Here is an 18,749-nt window from a genome sequence, read left to right as displayed (position 1 = left end):
GCAGCTCCGGAATCTCACTCTAAACCGGACGCACCGCCTGATTCCGTCATTCCTGAATCGTCAACGCGGAGAAGCGACACCCTTCCCGGTTCTCCAGTTCCTCCCCGATCTCAATCTTTTTTGCGTCATCCGCAATCTCCACCGCGTCCTGCCATACGAAAAATAATTTCTCCAGATCTTCCGGAGAACGCACGGAATCCTCCGTGACTGTAAATGCCCCGTTCCGCTCATTTTTTCTCCGAAACTCGGCAATCTCCTGTCTGGTATAGAGAGGCTTCAGCACAAACTCATCCAACCCTTCCTCCGTCCGTTCCGCGTCCCGTGCCACAGCCTGCGGGGCAAATACTGTTTTTTCCGTATTCCTGCGGCGGGCCAGGCTCTGTCCGGTAACAGTGCGGAAAGGCTCTGTCAGACGCATCCGGTCGGAGAGCTTTTCCAAAATCTCCGTGCTTCGTCTGCTCTGGTTCAAAAGCTTGGCCAGCACCGCAGTCGGATCTTCTTCCAGCGCGCCCTCCATGAGGATGTACCGGATCCTTGCCGCCGCCCGGCTGGCAAACAGGGTCTTCTGCTCGATCAGCTTATTGTATCTGCGCTCAATGGCGTCAAATTCCCGTTCGATCATACAGATAATCGTCATTGCCTCATCGGTACGCCGGAGGGCATGCTCCAGGCGGCGGAGCTCGATCCTGTCCTCCGGCGAAAGTCTTTCCAGATCTGCAGGTTCTCTCTGGCCAGTCTGAATATGACGGTCTGGCTCTCCCTGCTCCTCTCCTATCCGCCCAGCCCGCGTCCTCAGCTCCCGCTGCCTTCCCGACAGTTCCTGCTTCCTCGCTTCATTTTCACTGAGGTTCCGGTCGATCAGTTCCTTGACCGCCTCCTTATATCGGTAAAAGCTGTCTGTGGTAGTGAGGATTGCGTATTTCCTGCTCTCGTTGTTATTCATTTCCTTTACGAGAACTTCCTGGATCCCGAGAAAGCTCCTCTGCCTGGAAAGCTCGTCAAAGTATCCTCTCATGCCCTCCTGCATGTTGGAAAGCATCTGCAGAAGGGAACGGGATGCCTGTAGCGCGCTTTTCAGGATGTCATTATTTTTTTCGCTGTCGGAGCTGTAGGTGTACAGATAGCTGTAGACTGCCAGGACACTTTCCCGCTCCCGGGTATCCTCTTCGCTGTAAAGACGCTGAAACAGCTCCACAAACAGCTGGCTATATTCTGGAAAGGAGACCACGTAGCTGTCCAGGACTTCATCATAGTCCCGTCTGAGCCATCCCCAGTCTTCCAGATGCTTCAGGCAGATAGAGGCCATATTGCTCCTGGTCAGAAGCTCCCCCTCCTCATCAAACTGCTCCTCGCTCCAGTCCAGCGTCTCCGCCGCGATCTGCTCATTCATGATCATGCGGCACTCCCGCTCCGTGAGGCCAAGCAGAGAGTATGAGCGGCCGGATTCCTCATAGATTGCGGTCAGGAAACGCTGGTAATAGTCCATATATTTGCTTGCGAAAAGCTTGTAAAACTCTTTTGGGATCTTGCTGATTAAATTCATAAGGTTGCGCCTTCTTTCTTCCCCTCCCGTTCAATCGCCTGGATGATCTGCTTCCGGTCGGCTTCATTGAGTTCTATGAACTGGCATCCGTACTCGAATAGCTCATCTTCTCTTTCGACGATGCGGCATACTTCTGTTAAGATAAGGGAGCTGTCCCTGTCCGGGTGCAGTTTCACCTGCAGAAAAAACCTCTCCCCCAGCTCCAATGCAGGCTCCGTCCTGATATATGCGCCACCTACGCTGATATTGAGCAGCCTGCAGGGTTCCTTTTCTGTCTCTGTCCCTTCCGTCAGTATCATACTGCCGTCCAGATTCGTATTTAAACGGTAAAAGGCGCGGTCATTGCCGGACTTGATAAATGTCAGTCCCTCCACCGGCCAGATGCTGTCCTTCCCCTGCTTCAGAGTTCCTTCCATATGGATCACTTTTTTATCGATATCGCTGTAACCGCGGATCCTGATCTTCATTTCCTCTTCTTCAAGCAAAAACTCTGATTCCGAATACTGGTGCAGCTTGCCACTGTTCTTATGCAGACTCATCAGCTTTGCGATGAAGATCAGCTGCTTCTTATCGTCCATGATCTCGACACGCATGCCGGAGTAAGCTCCGCGCGCTTCCAATGTGAGCTCCTTTTCAGGCTCCTGGCTCGCTTCCTTTTTTGCAGATTTCCCAACTAAATGAAATAACTTCATAAAACCTCCTACTGGATATGTATACCTTATAAAACGGCTGTATGGCCATGACAGAGTGCCCCCCCAAGTATACCTTGTCAAACGTCCGGATGGCCATAATGGGATACCCTCGGGTATAAGTATTAAAACATAAATACGCTTTTAACGCAAGAAAAAACGCTAATCCTCTTTTTGCAAAAATGATTGAAAAACAGATAAATTTATGTTATGAATGTACTTATATAGTGTAAAAACGCACAGCAGCTCCGCTGCCGCGCGTTTTTACTATGATTCTACCCTTTGGATGCTCCTGTAACAGTATTCGGTCTATATCAATCCTCCTGTCCTAAACTTCTCTTTCCAATGCCCGCAGCAGCATCACATGGTATTCCTCATCCTGGATGATCCGTCTCAGCACTGCGTTTACACAGTCGTCATCGATCATCTTGATATGCATCTGGTACTGGCTGATCGCATCCTTTTCCGCCGCAATGTCGGCCTGAAGCATTTTCCCCACGTGTTCGGGGATGGTCAGGTATTCCGGCGTCCACATTCTGGGCCGTCCGTTATAGGGCCTTGCGATAAAATCCACCTTCCCGCCCAGCAGGCAGATCAGCTCGCCCAGCTTCTGCAGGTGCATCATCTCCGCGATCCCAATTCCCAGAAGTGTCTTTGCCATCGCACATTTTTCGCGGGAAACGCGGTTTTCGTTGTTGATGTACTGAGTGATCGCTGACAGCTCCGATACCGGCCCGCAGTAGTCCATGCCCAGCAGATTCGCATAGGCCGGATTCTCTCTCCTCACCTGGATCGGCGGATAAGGCAGATCGACCATAATCGGTTTTACACCCGCAAAGCTGCAGGTATTTGTCAGGCACGCTTCGTTTCTTTCCATATTATGAAATGTTCTCCTTAAGCTCTTCTTTAGTTGATGATATGTCGGAGCAGTCATAACTATGAACCTAACCTGGATAAACCAGAAAATAACAGCAAAACAGCGGCTCAGTTTCCCAAGCCGCACTCCCTTTTACTCGTCCCGCTTTTCCGTTTTCTCCAATCTCAGATAATCCGCATAGTATTTATAATATACATCCCGGATCACGGCGTTCGGCGTTTCCAGCACCACATCATAGACCGCCCCGTTTCCTTGCTTGCCGTAATCGCTTTTGATATTCACATCCGCCATCTGGCGGACTTCCCCCAACGCCGTATACTCGTCCAGAAAATACATCACCAGATTACTGTTCAGGATCCGCTCTGCCTGCTTTGGGTCATGGCAGAATACATATCCGTTGTAATACGCAGTCAGCCGGTTCAGGACAGCGTCCCAATCCACGATTCCCAGCTCGCCCAGAACTTTTCTCGTCTCCGCTTCCGTAAATCCGGCCATCGCGTTTACCCTTGGATTCATGGAAATATTTTTGGCAATATTGAACCCGCTGGTCAGGCTGTCCAGAGTCATGCTGGTCACTCCTGTAGTCTTTCTTCTTCTCTTCCCTCTTGCCTTCCCTCTTCTCTGCCTTTATTTACCAGCTTTTGTCCAAGTCGCGTCAATCCGACCACCTCCATCAATAATTCCCCTGAATACCAGGAAAGATAAAACCAGATAATAGAATAAATGGATACTGATTGAACGGTGAACGTTCCAAAAGGTATGAAGTATAAAAATGGACGTTTTCTCTATATCAGATCACTGTCTGTAAAGAGAAATTTAATATAGCTCGAACAGAATGTCAATAAATAAAGAAAACAGCCGCAGACTTATTTTGAATCTGCGGCTGTTAAAGCTGCTTATTCCATTTTTATATTACGCTCTATATCTGTGTTATCCCTGATTGCCCTCACCACTCTTAGTCAAGATTTCTCCCAGATCAGCTCCGCCTCACTGAACATCTCATCATACCCGTCATATCTCATCATCTCATCCGAATCGAAAATCCCATTTCCATTATAATCCACCGGATCAGAATGAAGTTGGTCAGGAAGATCACCTGGTCCGTAGTAGATTCGGTCGATTTCTTCCCTGTCTCCCAAGTAGAACGTATGTCTGTCACCATGTACGTTATCACGGCTTAAAAATACAGGCGCGATATATTTCGACCAAAGGGTTTCATAATAGCAGACGACAGCCGCCTTTTTTTCTTCCCCGTCGATCTCCATGTCAAACGGATGCGTGCCGAAGGTCATATCCAGGTTGTCTCCCTCGTAGCTGGCATAGAGCTTTCCGTCCGTCTCCTCTATGCTGATCCTTGCGCTGTCATAGGGAATAAAAATTTTCGGCAGAGTCAGGATGCAGTACACTCCGAATATCACTGCGGCAGCCGCGGCAGCCGAGAGGATCGCTGTGACTGCTTTTCTCTTGAATAACCGTTTCTTCAGATTTTTCAGGATCCTTGCGTCCAGGAACGTCGTGCTTCTGTCTGCCGGCAGTGCAATACTGCTTTTTAAAACGCATGCTTCCTTTCTGCAGGCATCGCAGGATTCCAGATGCTCCTCCACCATTTCCCTGGTGTCCTGGCTGACCACATCATCCAGATAAAGCGGAAGAATATCTTTTATGACATTACAGCTGATCTGTTTCATTTTCCATCGCCTCCATATATTCTATGATCTGTTTTTTTGCACGGTAGTACGTAACCCTCGCCCAGCCGGAGCTTTTTCCGAAGATCGCGCCGATTTTTTCAAAAGACAGCTCTCCGAATACCCGCAGATTCAACACCTCCTTGTATGGCTCCTCCATGCTGTGAAGAAACCGGTGAATGAGAAAGGCGGTTTCTTCGTCCGCGAACCGTTCCGTAAAATCCGTCTGAACCGATGCGGCGTCTTCTGTCATCTCTTCATCCGCATAAATCTTACGGCGCTTGCAATAGGTAAAATATGTGTTCCGCGCTATCGTAAAGAGCCATGCGCGGATATCCTTTGAGCCGTCAAATGTGCCGATCGATCTCAATGCTTTTACAAATGTTTCCTGTGTGATCTCCTCCGCAATGTCTTCATTTGCCGACAGGCTACACATGTACAGGAAAACGTCCTTGAAATAGGAACGATATATTCCGTCAAAGTCCACGTCTCTCACCCCCTTCACTTTATTAACTGCCGAGATTGCAAAATGTTACAGATCTTATGTGAAAAAGTTTCACATCATCCGATAAAATATACCCTGGTGCATCCCATTATGGCCATCCGGCCGTATCACAGGATATAAAAATGCGGAATATATCCCTTTTCACGGACATATCCCGCATATGTGATCTCACTCTGCATTTTTATCAAAATATAGTAAAGTCAGATTTTGTTCCATACAATACTTTTTAATATCCTGATACACATCCACTGCCCCATCACTGCAGTTTTCCATAATCCAAATTAGCTTTTGCTGATGCAGCTCACGATTAAAATAGTCATGTGTGATTTCATTTCTCAGCAGAAGCTCTTTTAGAAATGTTTTTTCATTCTCTGTTTGTTCGAACCCGAATGTGTCAAAACTATTAATACAATATCGTAGGGAAACTCCACCCCTATATGTGCCTTCTTTTTTCCTCATAAAAATGATCAAGTCCATAAAAACCTGCGCAAAGTCATTCAATTGGGCCGTGACGATATCCATGCAGTCTAATCTTATATCAGCTATTAAGGTTTTTGAATAAACCCAGCTTTTTGACTGAATCCTCATTGCACAATTTTCCATAAAATCAAGCATATCGTCTATGCGCATAACATTCACCGGTTCTTTTACCTTACTATGTTCCAGGTCCAGCTGCTTTAATATCTCTTCGCTAAACTTCATGACATCATCCTCATTTTTGTTTGATCCAACACTTTCTGACAGGCCCTTCGAAATTCTTCCAAACAAGGCGGATAAAATCCTGTAAGCTGTACTTTAGAGTTCAGCGGCGCAGTATAAACAGGTGCTGCCATATTTATATCAATATAAAATATATCGCTTTTAACCTGCCTTTTTTCAAAATACTCTTCAATATAAAGCGATATCTTCTTATACAGATCAAAATCCTCCGTATATACTGCTACATCTATATCACTCACTCCTTCAATATAGTTCACCGTAATATAGCTGCCAAATACAAATATATTATATTGATTCGGATCAAATCTTTGCTCCAGATCTTTTTGAAGTTCCAGTAATCCATATAGCCTCTTCATGGCTTGTTCCCTGGCTTTCACCATAGTTTTCATAACTTGGATTTCCTTTCCTTATACTGCATGCAGTCTGCTCTTCCACTGCCGCAATGTGTTTCAGGTTTTCTTGATTCATAGCTCACGTTCACGGTTTATAGCTGCTTCTTAAAGATACTGTAATAACAATTCCACTCAAAATCTTCCTGCTCATAAAATTTCAAAAGATTTGCAGCAACATCATAGCAATGATACGCTGATTTAAAAAATCGGATATCGCACATGCCTTCACCGCCTGAATACGACCACGCCTGTACGTTGAATCTCTTTTTTCAAACGCTCTCCCAATTTGGAATGAAATATAAGGTCAAGCTCACTCTGAATATTCGACAGGGATGCGTCAATCCGAATCTGTTGGTCGTCACGCACAATCAAAACATCCAGGTCGCTCATGGAATGGCAGTCAAAGCGCACTGCACTCCCGAATACAATAATGCCTGTAATGTGAGGATCGCTTTTGGCATCCTGTATCAGCAGAGCAACATCCCTTTGCTTCAGCGGATGGATACGGTTCACATTCTCATACGGTATGTCAGATATAACTTCAAAATCCCATAAGTTGTCCCCATTATGAGAAACAAATGCGTCTACTGTAGTCAGCATATTACGGATTTCCTTTCTTTACAGTTCCTTATACTGACTATAGTATACGTTCTCAGAATAAAAAAAACAATAGATTACCTTCATTTTGCCTGGAGAGATCGCTAGTACAGCATTGCATTAATAATTGAGTAATAATCACTCGCTGTCCATGCCATTACTGCGTTGGAGTCAGTCAACGATGCTACCGGCATCGCCTCCTTCCTCCGCCTTGTCCTGACATGCACATCAAGCGCTTATTACTTCAAAATTAATGCAACGCTGTACTAACAGAAGAGCCTTCCATATCTACATCCCCGCAACCGCCCCTGCCAGCAGCATCACCACCGGTACAATATATTTCCGCGGATGGTGCCACAGGTCGTTTTCGATCTTCCAGCCCCGGATGGGATATCTCCATTCCAGAAATACCGACAGAATGGCGCTGGCCGCGGCAAACCCCGCTGCCGTTAAGACTTCTGCGATTCCGATCCCGCCATAGATCACCTGCCAGCTGACCAGATACACACTGCTTCCTGTAAAATTTACCAGGGCAATGAACAGGCCGTATGCTCCGCAGAAACGGACGGACTGTCCGGGCAGGAGCCGCACTGCCTGCTCCAGATCCGGATCGCATGACAGCAGGATGCAGATCGGCGTATTCATGCAGAGGATCGCAAAGCCCATGGGCAGCGTGTTCAGTCCGTCAAACTGCCCCAGCATCAGCGGAAGGAGACCAGCGATCAGCCAGAGGCCGGCGGTATTTACCAGATAGTTTTTATTTGATGTGATATACCGCAGAAGGTAACGGAGAATATAGCCTTTTCTCCCGGTATGTCTCTTTTTTCCATACGATATGGACGGCTGGAAAAATACATAGGCATCGAGTCTTTTTCGGGGATTTGGTTCTCCTGCTTTCGCTTCCGGCACTTTTCCATGGAATGCATTCCATAGATTGGATTCCCGGCCTTCCTTATATAAATGTATCGCTGCATACCATCCGGCTGACACCACACATCCCAGACAGGCCAGCAGGACCGCCGCCCCGATCTCCGCCGCGCTCCACTGCGCCGCCGCGAAAAACAGCGCAAGGACCACAGCCGTTTTCGTGATCAGAGTATAGCCGCCGAATGCCGCCGCATACGAAATCATCATTTCCCTGTCGTCAAAAGGCAGCATGAACAGCCCCATAAATATTTCCGCATTCTGTGAGGAATTTAATGTACGCCACATAATCCCCGCTGAAAACGCGGCTGCTGTCAGATACAGAACCGCAGGGGACACCTGTACCCGAAGCTCCGACGCGTAAACCGCAAGGAACAGGATCAGGCACAGCATCAGGCTGCGGGAAATCCGCTCATACTTCCTTCCGAATAATTGTTTTGCGACTGCATGAAACGGTGTGTTTTTTCCGTATTTTTCACAAAATGATCTCATGTTCTCTAAGCACCTCCTGAATGATTAGATTTCTCGAAAACTCTTTGCGCTTCCCCCGCGGCAGACTGACAGGGCATCAAGATTTCCATTACAAAACCAGCACAAATACAGGATAATACAAATCCATGGCTTCTGCCATTTTGTCCGTAAACGGCGGGTTTTTGTCCGCGGCAGAGTGTTCACCTAAGAACTATATAGAACTTGATACAGCAAAAAAAGAATACCGCAATATATGGATGCGATACGGTACATCATTCACATATATAACGGCATGAAGATTCAGGAAATCAGCTTTTCGAACATGTTCATTTTTAATCCGCCTTTACATATTTTTCAATCACACACTCATGAACCTTCTCTTCTTTATCATAATTGATCCCCACTAAAAGGATATCCCCGGTATACCCCTCGATCCAGGAGGCATATTTCTTCTCTTTGATCTGCCGGATCGCTCCGTCGGCCGTCTGATCCCATTTCAGTTCTACCACCAGTGCTGGGCGGTTTACATTCCGCCTAGGCAGATAAACCACATCCGCAAAGCCTTTCCCCGATGGCAGCTCCATGATCGGATCTGCATAGTACAACTTCGCGCTGTAGTACGCCATAAGCAATGCGCTGGTGAGCGAACTTTCATGATTGTATTTCAGGATGGAAGAGGTTTCGCTGTGAATGACGGACATTCCTTCCGCCACCGCATTTCCGTCCAGAGCCCATGTGCGCTCCAGCAGCTCCCTGGATCGGTCCAGCGACTGAATCACCCCGTCCCAGCCGCCGACCTTTACAGCCCGCATAAACTCCTGCTCAATCTCCCGGTTGGGGATAAACACCTCGCTCGTTTCTTTGTCATAGGTCAGATAGCCAAGATGAATCAGCAGTGTCAGCACATCATCCTTTGTCCGGAATACGGTCATGTCATTCTGGAACGTGGACGGATCGACCACACAGCGGCCATTCCCAAACATTGTCAGGATTGCCTCCTTCAGTCCGTCAAAGTTCAGGTCGATATACACCTTCAATGCCTCGTATGTCTCTGTCCCTGTCCAGTAGCTCTGAATTTCCCCCCATGTCAAAGCATCCGCCACAGATTTGGGATTGTAGATGTGGAGCTTTCCCACACGATATCCATCATACCATCTTTCCACCTCCGCATAATCCATCCCCTGCCGCTTACATGCCGCGCGTACTTCCTCTTCTGTGAATCCGAAATACTCCCCCAGATTCTTCGGTGAGATCATGGAATATTCATCAAAAATATTGATGGCGGAATGCTCCCCATATTTCTTGATCGGCAGAATCCCGGTCATATAGGCCAGTTCTGCGTAATCAGCCCCTTTAAACAGCCCCCGCATAAAATCCAGATACTCCTTCTGCATTTCTTTCCGGTTTCTGGCAATCCGAAATACGCAGTCCCATTCATCAATGATAAAGATGAATCCCTTTCCGGACTGAATAAAGATCTGGTCAAGAGCCGTTTTTAATCTGCTGTCCGAATCGAAGCCTTCGCATTCTGGAAACTCTTTCAGCAATTCGGATACTACGCTTTTCTCAATGTTGCTGATAAATGAATCCAGTTCGCTTTCTGATTCTATGAAACGCTGCACATCGATCCTGATCACATAGCGCTGGTTCAGATGCGTTGAAAAGCTGGTTTCCTTCGCAATCTTTAAACCTGCAAACAGCTCTGCGGAATCACAGCCGCAACTGTAATAGGCAGTCAGCATATTCGCTGCCATTGATTTGCCAAAACGGCGCGGACGACTGACACATATAAATTTTCTCTCCGTCCTGTATACGGCATTCACCTTCGAGATCAGCATACTTTTATCAATATATGTGCTGGAAAAACGAGAGTCTCTGAATGGAATATTTCCCGGATTTACATAGATTCCCATACCTGTCCGCCTCCTTTCATACTTCTGTTAATCTCATTTTATACCAAAGGGGCACTTATATTCAATCCAATTTTGCACATAAAGGCACTTTTTATTTTCTGTCACAAGGCGTTTTCCTTTTCCGTCAGTACCTCCCGGATCGTATCCGCCTGGATCTCCTGCCCGGTGAAGCTCCGGGATATCCGTCCATGCTCCAAAACCAATACCCGGTCAGAGGTCAGGCAGATGCTTTCCAGAATGTGGGAGGAAAACAGGATCGTACCGTACTGCCGATATCCGCTGATCAGCCGGTAAAGGTATTCGGTGCTCTGAAAGTCCAGCCCGTTGACCGGTTCATCCAGCAGCAGAAGCTCCGGACGCAGCGCGAATGCGGTGATCAGATATACTTTTTTCAGATTGCCTGTAGACAGTTCTTTGAGGAGCACATCTGTATATTCTTCAAAATGAAATCCCCGGATCAGCTCTGAGAGGTCCGGCAGCTTCTTCCCGTAGGACGCGGCCGCATAGGAAATGTATTCGCGGAAGGTAAAGTACTGGAATGAACGGTCCTCCGCGAAAACCGTGTAGCGGCTCTGCTTGAATGCCTGATCCCGGAAGGAAAGCTTCTGTCCCTTCCAAAGCGCTGTTTCCGCCTGAAAATGCCTGTTCAGACCGGAAAGTGTCTTTAAAAATGTAGTCTTTCCGGCTCCGTTCAAGCCGATCAGTCCAACGACTTCATTTGCGCTCAGGTCAAGAGAAAAATCAGAAAGGACATCTGTTCCCGGTGTATACCATGCACGCAGATTTTTTAATATAAGAAGCCGTTCCGCATCCTCTGGCGCATAAGGCTTATTTGAAAAAATATTCATGGCATTTCCCTCATTTCCCTTCATTCTTCTCTTTCTCCCGGATCGTGATGGCCGAATGGAAAAATCGGATTCCCAACACAAGATACAGAATCAGGCATGGTATGTTCATTGTCAGTAAGGAAACCGCCGCCGCGATCACCCAGATTACTCCCATGATAAGACGAATATAAAAATGACGCATAAATTTGTACCTCCTTCGTTATAAGAGCACTGCATAAGTATCGGTAGATGTCGTGTCAGATTTTGCCTTCTGCAGCTCCTTGCAGTGTGTTCTTTGTTTGATTACATTTACAGGATAATACAAATTCATGGCTTCTGCCGTTTTGTCCGTAAACGGCAGGTTTTTGTCCGTGAGAGAAGATCTGCGGCTGTTCTTTGGCAGAAAAAAGCCGCTGCTGTTTACACATTTCCAGAGTATACAGCAAACGGCATCATTGTCTATTCCATATTGACCGCTTCAAAAGACAGCGTGACCACCGCCCGGAATACGTGATCTTCGTACATGGTCTCCACGATCCCGTCATATTTTTCCGCCGCGGCGCGTACGCTTTTCAGCCCCCAGCCGTGAAGTCCGCCCTCTGTTTTAGATGTGATCAGTTCACCCTGCTTCGCAACGGGCGGGGCCTCGCATCCATTTTCCACCTTGATCACAAGCATGTTGTAGATCCGGCGGACCGTCAGACGGATAAAACGCTGATCCCCCCGCACTTTCTTTGCCGCTTCCAGCGCATTGTCCAACAGATTTCCCAGGATCGCGGTCAGGTCGGCGCTCCGGATGTTGGTATGCCGGGGAAATTCCATGTTGACCTCTGCGGCAATCTGCTGCTCCTGTGCGGCGGCGGTCTTATTTCCGATCAGATAATCCACCGCCTCATCTCCCGTCCAGCCGGAGTTCGTGATCTCCCGGACCGGCCCCCGCAGATCCTCCAGATACTCCACGGCCTCGTTGACATTTCCATGGGTCAGATGGCGGTGCAGAAGCTCGATGTGGTTGTGCAGGTCGTGGAACAGTCTGGCATTTTCTGAATACAGGCGGTTCAGGCTCTGGTAATCGCGGTCCAGCAGCTCGGCCTGCTCCTCCTTTAACCGGACGATCTCCTTCTCCGCTTCGTAATGGCGGTTCAGATTGTAGACCAGAACCGAAAACATCAGGATCACGGAAAGCAGATTCCACATCGCCAGTTCGTCCTCCGGGATCCCGATCACGGTCTGCGAGCCAAGAGTCACAGTGCAGATCATCCCCGCCACCGCGATGGCCGATGCCGTGCGGAATACATCCAGTTCTCTCCCGCCGCGCTTTTTCACAGCCGATATCAGGATCACCAGCATAAACACACGGACCGTCCAGACAGCCAGAAGATTCTCCGGCGCTCCGCTGTCCAAAAAACGCATCCAGAGCTGATCCTCCGGAAAAGCGGCTCCGACCGGTCCATTCAGATAGCCCTCCGTCATTGCTTCCATTCCCCGCACCATTGCGGCGGAAGATTCCTGTCCGGTCAGGCAGGGCCAGAACGCATCCATCGCCTGATGGGAGACACACCATCTTGCCAGATATCCCACACGGAACGCAATGGCAAACAGAGAGGAAATGATAAATTCCCACAGCGCCGCCGCGATTTCATAAAAGAAAAGTATAAACAGGCTCATCCGGGTCTGCTCCCGGGGCAGGTATACCCGGGATGCCGCGGCAAGGAGGATAATCTCCGCCCCGAGCACACCTGCGCCGGAAACAGAAAGCAACGGCAATGCCGTTATAGCCGCCGCTGCTGCCGCTGATATCATAACGGTTCTGCGCAGCTCCATCCGGGCCGAAAGCAGTCCGCATACGAGGTACAGCCCCAGGAATCCCCGGATACTGTTTGTCAGAAAATAAGAAAGGATCTGGTACCATTCCATCATATGCGCGCCCCCCAAAACCGATTGATCTGCTGCTTCACTTCCTGTAAATGCGCGCGGCTTATGGGCAGCTCCGCGCCGTTTTTCAGGACGGCTTTTCCCTCGCTGACCTTCATGATCTGAATGATATTCACAATGTAGCTTCGGTCAATAAAAAGGAACTCCGGCGAGTCCAGTTCCGAGCAAATCTGCTGCAGAGACTTCCGGACCTTTGCCGTCGCCATCCCCGCCGACGCTGACGTTGAAGCGCCCTCCATCCCGCCTGCGGCGGATAAGCATTGAAAATGGATCAGCGAATTTTTCCCGCCGTCACGCTCGATATAGAAAATGCTTTTATATGGTATTTTTTCCATCCGGTGGCTGGTCTGAATGATGTATTCCTGCCCCGCCTCCAGTTCGATCAGCTTTGCGGCATCCGCAACGGCGGCGGAAAGCCGCCTCTCCGGATGGTCCTTCGGAACGTAGCGAAAGATGGACAGCTCATAGGCGTCGATCGCATATTCCAGATGCGAGGTGATAAAAATGATCTTTACATTGGGCAGAAAGGGCTTAATCTTTTCCGGAAGCTCCATCCCGGTGAACCCGGGCATTTCGATATCCAGCAGGAGCAGGTCGTAGAAAAAATGATCGTCCGTGATGTCGTACAGCAGGTTGCTGCTCTTGGTGTAGGTTGTGATCTCGTATCCGATGCCAAGCTTCTGCAGGCTTGTCTTTACGATTTTTTCATGCAGGGCGACCGACTCCCGCTCGTCATCGCAGATTGCGATCTGTATCATGATACTGCCTCCTAAAATGCAATTTTACTAACTCTATGGTTGCAATTTTATAGGGATGTTGGAAAATGGACTTTTCCCCACATCCCTATTTTTCTGATTTTATAATTCCTGAATCTCTTCCAGCCTCTTTTTTAACTTTTTATCAGAAGTGATGATCCCTGATTGATCAAAGAGGGATTGGCATACCGTTCACGAGCCTTTTTTATTTAATATCATACCATTAGATCATATCCCCCGCAATATATATCTTCTGCCAATTGCGGATTGTAACCCCCCCAAAGCTCTATGGTGTCTATTTTTGATCCAGCACCAGCCTTGCCCTCCGGATCTCTTCTTTATCCGTCCGGAATATATCAAATTCCCCGATCCCCGGAACTCCCATATGGACCTGCCGGTTCCGGTAAGCCATGCCGCTGCTGATCATTTTCTTTCCGGACATGTGAAAGCTGGATGCGCCGATCTCCTCCATGATCTGCCGGATGACCTCCGCATTGACCCCGCTTCCCACAAGGATCTCGATCCTGCCGTCAGCCTGCCGGATCAGCTTCTTTAACGTCTCTTTTCCGCCAAGGCAGTCGGCCGCCTGTCCGGAGGTCAGGATCGTATCTACTCCCAGAGACACAGCCTCCTCCAATGCCTGGCCGGGATCCCGGCATACATCAAATGCCCGGTGCAGTGTCATCTGCAATGGACCGGCCTGCTCCCGGAGTGCTCCCATCCTGTCCGAATCCAGGCTGCCGTCTGCTTTCAGACAGCCGACCACCACACCGTCTGCCCCCAGTTCCCGGAACATCCGGATATCCTCGGAGATCATCTGAAATTCCGCATTTGTATATAAGAAATCTCCGAACCGCGGGCGGATCAGGACATTCAGATCGATATCACATGCCTTGCGGATCTGCTTAAACTGGCTTACCCCAGGCGTCGTCCCTCCGATGACCAGATTGGCGCAGACCTCCAGGCGGTCCGCGCCAGCCTCCTGGGCTATGATCGCAGATTCCACGGAATCTATACATACCTCTAATCTTCTCTTCATTTTTATTCCTCCTGCGAATAACAATTCACATGAATCACCGAATTTGCCGTTTCATCCAGAACTTCAACCCGGATCTCCTTCGAATAATCCAGCGGATAAAAGAGCGGCTGCAAGTCAAATTCCTTCGGAACCGCTTTCTGCATCCACTTTGCGATTTCCTCCGGGTCATCCAGATATTCGGAGCTTCGTTTTCCCCTGCCGCTTTCATTTCTTGTACTCACGCTGACCGAACGTGCGGAATAGTCCGAGAGTGTCCGGCCTGTCCACACGCCGTATGATTCCAGCAGACTGCAGGTCCGCGCAAAAAACGGATAGACGGGAATACTGCACGGAAGCATGGGGCCGTCCGAATCAAGCTCTACGAACCCCAATGGGAGCGCCTTCCTGAGATCGTCCATTTTCATGTCCCCGATATCCTTTTGACAGGCATCCAGAAGCGTCTCTTTCTCGCTTTCCTCCAGCTTCATCACCGTATCCGTCACCCCGTCGGACCAGGTGAAACGGGCATCCACCGCAAAGCCGCTGTTGTCCACAGGGTATGCGATCTGTTTATACTCGTCCGTCTCGAATACCGTGGCAAAAGCCTGCAGCTGTTCTTCGTCTACCGGGTAGAGCCGATAGACCTCGCTTCCGTTTTCCATATGGTAGCAGATGACCGCATGGGTTACTTCTGACAGGCAATTATTTTTTTCAGCCAGCAGCTTGATCCATGCCGCAGCCGCACTCTTTCCTTCCCTGGCAAGAAGGTAACGCTCCAACTGCCGCGGCGTTTCATATCTCTCCCCGCCTGTGCGGGTCTGAGTATAACTCTCATTGTTCATTCCAATGCCGCCGATGCTGACTCCGATCTTCTCAACTTCCCCTTCCTCCGGCAGGAATGCATCAAATACAGATGCCCCCAGCAGAAATACCATCCCTGATAAAACGACCGCCCCGCACTCCGCGGCAAGCTGCCATTTCCGCCGGAAAATCCCCTGGCGCAAAGCACATGTTCCACCGTGCTTTCCTCCTGCCCGGCGAACCCGGCCAGAATCTCCGCGCTCCGCGAGCGTCTCATTTATCATTGCTTCATCCGACCGCATTTTCCGACCGCATCCCACGCCCAGCTCCAGCAGGAAATGCACTGCGGCCGCGGCAGCAATCCCCGCCAGGATACTCAGCGCGCCGCAAAGCCCAGGTGATTTCATGGCAAGTCCGGTCAGCGCCGCCAGAAAGCTTCCCATCCACACCCCGGCCAAAAAGGAGAGCAGGCCTTCCGCCGCCCGTTCCGCCATGGGGATGGCAAACCATTTCCCGACTCGTTCCGTCCTTCTCCTTTTCTGCGCCGCGGCAAATAAAAGGAACGAAAGGACGATCCATTCGGAAGCCGCAAGGATGCTGCTCCCGGACGGTACATACCCGAACACTTCCCACTTGTCAAACAGATTGCTTCCCGCCAGATCCCGGGCCAGGGAGAAGGGAGCCGTCAGGATGTCCAGCTTCTCGAACACCGGAATCCTGTAGTAGGTCCGAAAATAATCTGCCGCCCACGCGGTCCATACATTTCCCACCAGAATATGTCCGTAGAGCAGACAGAGCGCATACCCCAGGATTGCCGGAAGGACCGTTCCGCAGACAGTAAGCAGCAGGATCCCTATATGATAAAACATCAAAAATACTCCTGCAAACACCAAGATACTGCGCACTGTATAGCCGGCTGAAAAGGGAAAGAAATCCATGTCAAAGCTGCTTTCATACAGACCGCAGCCTGTGACCACCAGGCACAGCGGCATCAGGAAACGCATCAGCCCATGCACATATCTTCCCCAGAATATGGTGCTTTTTCTCACAGGAAGACTGTAATAAAAATCCAGTTTTTTCGGCTGAAGCAGATAGAAAAATTCCAGAAAAGAGAGGGCAGCGCCAAGCCCCGCGCAGATCCACAATAACTCCCCGCTGCCGATACCGAAAAAGGAGTAGTCCGACTTGAAACGCAGCTGCACCGCAGTGATCATCCCATAGGTCAGCAGGCATCCCCAGGACAGGAACGCCGCAATATGCCCTCTCCCCGCTTCCCTGACCCATTTATTGAAGTACTTTTCTGATGTCATAGCCTGCGCCCTCCATTTCCGCAATAAATGTTTCCTCCAGACTTAACGGGACCTCACCCAGAAAAATCGGTTCCAGCTCCTCCAGGGCCTTTCGGATCTCTTCCGCGTTTCCCCGGGTGACCAGCGTGATAAAGCGGGCGTCTTCATGGAAACGCACTACCGACGGGTGCTGCCTCAGACGGTCCAGATCTGTCTCCAATGGGAGCACGCACTGGAACTTTCGGACATTTTCTGTACGCTCCCGGAAGTCTCCGGCAGTTACCACACCGCCCTTATGGAGAATGGCGATATTTCCGCAGATGTCCTCCAGGTCCTGAAGCTTGTGGGAAGCCACAAGGATCGTAAAGTCACGGGACTCCATTTCCTGGCGGAACAGATTTTTCATGATCTCCGCCGCAATCGGGTCCAGACCGTCGAACACCTCATCGCAGAAAAGATATTTTGTCCGGGAGCACAGCGCCAGGATCAGAAATGTCTGCCGCTTCATCCCCTTCGAAAATGTCTGGATGGGGCGATCCCTGTCCAGGTTGAGGGATTCCGCCATATAAACCGCGGAGTCTGCATCCAGCCCCGGATACTGCTTTTTATAAAAATCCAGCATGGTCTGGATAGACGCATTCGGAAAATAATAGGGATCATCGGGCAGATAAAAGAGCTTTTCCTTGCACTGCGGCGAAAAAGGATTCTCCTCCCCGTCCATCCGGATCTCCCCGGAGTCCGCCTCGATAATGCCCGCCAGCATCCGCAGCAACGTGGTCTTGCCCGCGCCGTTCGTGCCCAGCAGGCCGAACATGGTGCCGTCCGGAATCTCCAGGGACACGTGATCGACCGCACAGATGTCATCGAAATATTTTGTCAGGCTGCTGATTGTGACCATAATTTTTTCCTCTCATCGATAAACTTCATATGCCGTATATTCGTGATCCAAATGGTAACCCAGCTTTTGGGCCAGTGCCGCCGACCCTGGATTCTGGGCATCCCAGCTCGGATACCAGCCCCGCTCCAGGCATTCCAGGATCAGCTTTGCCCCGCAGATATAGGCAAGCCCCTGCCTTCGGTAATCCTCCCGGGTATCGATCTGGATTTCAATCCCGCCTCTGTAGCTGGTATAAGAGGAAGCACCGGAAACCAGTTCTCCGTCCTTTAATATCGCCGCGCCCAGGCCGTACTTCCGGTATATGGCGTAATCCGCATAATTAGCTGTCCAGTCCCGGCACCAGGAGATTTCCCGGCATTGCAGGTACAGCGTTTCATCGATCATTTTTAATGTAAAGCCGTCAGACAGAGCCGAGACTTCCGTCTGCAGCTTTTCTCGGTCAAAAATATCCGGTTCTTTTTTTATCGCAAAGCGGGTGACCTTTTTGGCTTTGTCTTTGTAGCAGCTCTCGATCAGTTCTCCCCAGGCACAGCTGCGGGGTACCATGATGATGCCCCGGGTCCCAGAATCATTCGGGAGGTCGGGCGGCGCGCAAGGCATATCTCCTGGTACTTCCGCGGAACCCATCCTCTGCGCTGTCCTGTCAGACGCCGAATCCGGCATGTGCAGACCAGCCCAATACCGGACAAGCTCTGCGTCCGGCTTCCCAGCAAAAAAGCAGAAGTCAGCCAGCAATGCCATGGCAGAAACCGGATGCTCCGGAGAGTCTGTGTAGATCTTTCCCATGATCTTCTGCAGGCAGGACCAGATCATGGACTCCTGCCAGCCTTCAAAGAGCGGGGCTGCTTTTTCTGTATCCTTCAATTCATAAACCATGCGTTGTCCTCCTTGGCGCACTGCCATTATGTGC

At 49.7% G+C, this 18,749-nt stretch carries 19 protein-coding genes; all 19 read right to left on the bottom strand.

From position 1 onward, the window contains the following. Positions 1 to 46 precede the first annotated feature (46 nt). Entirely contained in the window at positions 47 to 1,543 is a 1,497-nt protein-coding gene (locus ACTOY7_RS01265; protein WP_482670503.1) for a Wadjet anti-phage system protein JetA family protein, read from the bottom strand. Then, the gene (locus ACTOY7_RS01260) at positions 1,540 to 2,235 is read right to left on the bottom strand and encodes a PilZ domain-containing protein (protein ID WP_482670504.1); all 696 of its coding nucleotides are present in this window, start codon (positions 2,233 to 2,235) and stop codon (positions 1,540 to 1,542) included. The genes ACTOY7_RS01265 and ACTOY7_RS01260 overlap by 4 nt, the downstream gene beginning before the upstream one ends. A gap of 325 nt (positions 2,236 to 2,560) precedes the next feature. Then, complete coding sequence (locus ACTOY7_RS01255; RefSeq protein ID WP_482670505.1) at positions 2,561 to 3,109, bottom strand: ferritin-like domain-containing protein; 549 nt, start codon at positions 3,107 to 3,109, stop codon at positions 2,561 to 2,563. Positions 3,110 to 3,241: 132 nt separating this feature from the next. Next, positions 3,242 to 3,676, bottom strand: a complete 435-nt coding sequence (locus tag ACTOY7_RS01250) for a P-loop NTPase family protein (RefSeq protein ID WP_482670506.1) — start codon at positions 3,674 to 3,676, stop codon at positions 3,242 to 3,244. A 392-nt stretch (positions 3,677 to 4,068) separates the two neighbouring features. Beyond that, positions 4,069 to 4,797: an anti-sigma factor family protein gene (locus ACTOY7_RS01245; protein ID WP_482670507.1), complete on the bottom strand. Its 729-nt coding sequence runs from the start codon at positions 4,795 to 4,797 to the stop codon at positions 4,069 to 4,071. Continuing rightward, positions 4,778 to 5,299 (bottom strand): RNA polymerase sigma factor, encoded by a 522-nt coding sequence (locus ACTOY7_RS01240; protein ID WP_482670508.1) that lies wholly within the window; start codon positions 5,297 to 5,299, stop codon positions 4,778 to 4,780. Before ACTOY7_RS01240 ends, ACTOY7_RS01245 begins: the two co-directional genes overlap by 20 nt. 168 nt (positions 5,300 to 5,467) lie before the next feature. Beyond that, positions 5,468 to 6,001, bottom strand: coding sequence for a hypothetical protein (locus ACTOY7_RS01235; protein ID WP_482670509.1), 534 nt, complete (start codon positions 5,999 to 6,001; stop codon positions 5,468 to 5,470). Further along, positions 5,998 to 6,408: a nucleotidyltransferase domain-containing protein gene (locus ACTOY7_RS01230; protein WP_300884383.1), complete on the bottom strand. Its 411-nt coding sequence runs from the start codon at positions 6,406 to 6,408 to the stop codon at positions 5,998 to 6,000. The genes ACTOY7_RS01235 and ACTOY7_RS01230 overlap by 4 nt, the downstream gene beginning before the upstream one ends. Before the next feature lie 228 nt (positions 6,409 to 6,636). After that, positions 6,637 to 7,011: a nucleotidyltransferase family protein gene (locus ACTOY7_RS01225; RefSeq protein WP_300884382.1), complete on the bottom strand. Its 375-nt coding sequence runs from the start codon at positions 7,009 to 7,011 to the stop codon at positions 6,637 to 6,639. Positions 7,012 to 7,296: 285 nt separating this feature from the next. After that, entirely contained in the window at positions 7,297 to 8,424 is a 1,128-nt protein-coding gene (locus ACTOY7_RS01220) for a hypothetical protein (protein WP_482670510.1), read from the bottom strand. 311 nt (positions 8,425 to 8,735) lie between these two features. Then, the gene (locus tag ACTOY7_RS01215) at positions 8,736 to 10,316 is read right to left on the bottom strand and encodes an AAA family ATPase (protein ID WP_482670511.1); all 1,581 of its coding nucleotides are present in this window, start codon (positions 10,314 to 10,316) and stop codon (positions 8,736 to 8,738) included. Positions 10,317 to 10,417: 101 nt separating this feature from the next. Then, entirely contained in the window at positions 10,418 to 11,164 is a 747-nt protein-coding gene (locus ACTOY7_RS01210) for an ATP-binding cassette domain-containing protein (RefSeq protein ID WP_482670521.1), read from the bottom strand. Positions 11,165 to 11,174: 10 nt separating this feature from the next. Next, complete coding sequence (locus ACTOY7_RS01205) at positions 11,175 to 11,345, bottom strand: hypothetical protein (protein ID WP_300884380.1); 171 nt, start codon at positions 11,343 to 11,345, stop codon at positions 11,175 to 11,177. Positions 11,346 to 11,602: 257 nt separating this feature from the next. Then, positions 11,603 to 13,063: an ATP-binding protein gene (locus ACTOY7_RS01200; protein ID WP_482670512.1), complete on the bottom strand. Its 1,461-nt coding sequence runs from the start codon at positions 13,061 to 13,063 to the stop codon at positions 11,603 to 11,605. Beyond that, the gene (locus ACTOY7_RS01195) at positions 13,060 to 13,836 is read right to left on the bottom strand and encodes a LytR/AlgR family response regulator transcription factor (protein WP_482670513.1); all 777 of its coding nucleotides are present in this window, start codon (positions 13,834 to 13,836) and stop codon (positions 13,060 to 13,062) included. Before ACTOY7_RS01195 ends, ACTOY7_RS01200 begins: the two co-directional genes overlap by 4 nt. A gap of 292 nt (positions 13,837 to 14,128) precedes the next feature. Beyond that, entirely contained in the window at positions 14,129 to 14,872 is a 744-nt protein-coding gene (locus ACTOY7_RS01190) for a copper homeostasis protein CutC (protein WP_160283501.1), read from the bottom strand. Positions 14,873 to 14,874: 2 nt separating this feature from the next. Then, positions 14,875 to 16,962, bottom strand: a complete 2,088-nt coding sequence (locus ACTOY7_RS01185) for a DUF6449 domain-containing protein (protein ID WP_482670514.1) — start codon at positions 16,960 to 16,962, stop codon at positions 14,875 to 14,877. After that, positions 16,937 to 17,839: an ABC transporter ATP-binding protein gene (locus tag ACTOY7_RS01180; protein WP_482670515.1), complete on the bottom strand. Its 903-nt coding sequence runs from the start codon at positions 17,837 to 17,839 to the stop codon at positions 16,937 to 16,939. The genes ACTOY7_RS01185 and ACTOY7_RS01180 overlap by 26 nt, the downstream gene beginning before the upstream one ends. A 12-nt stretch (positions 17,840 to 17,851) precedes the next feature. Next, positions 17,852 to 18,715 (bottom strand): GNAT family N-acetyltransferase, encoded by an 864-nt coding sequence (locus ACTOY7_RS01175; protein WP_482670516.1) that lies wholly within the window; start codon positions 18,713 to 18,715, stop codon positions 17,852 to 17,854. Between the last annotated feature and the right edge of the window lie 34 nt (positions 18,716 to 18,749).

The sequence above is a fragment of the Schaedlerella sp. genome (assembly GCF_056796775.1).
Note: the sequence above shows the minus strand (reverse complement) of the source record. Positions and strands in the feature narration are given on the sequence as shown.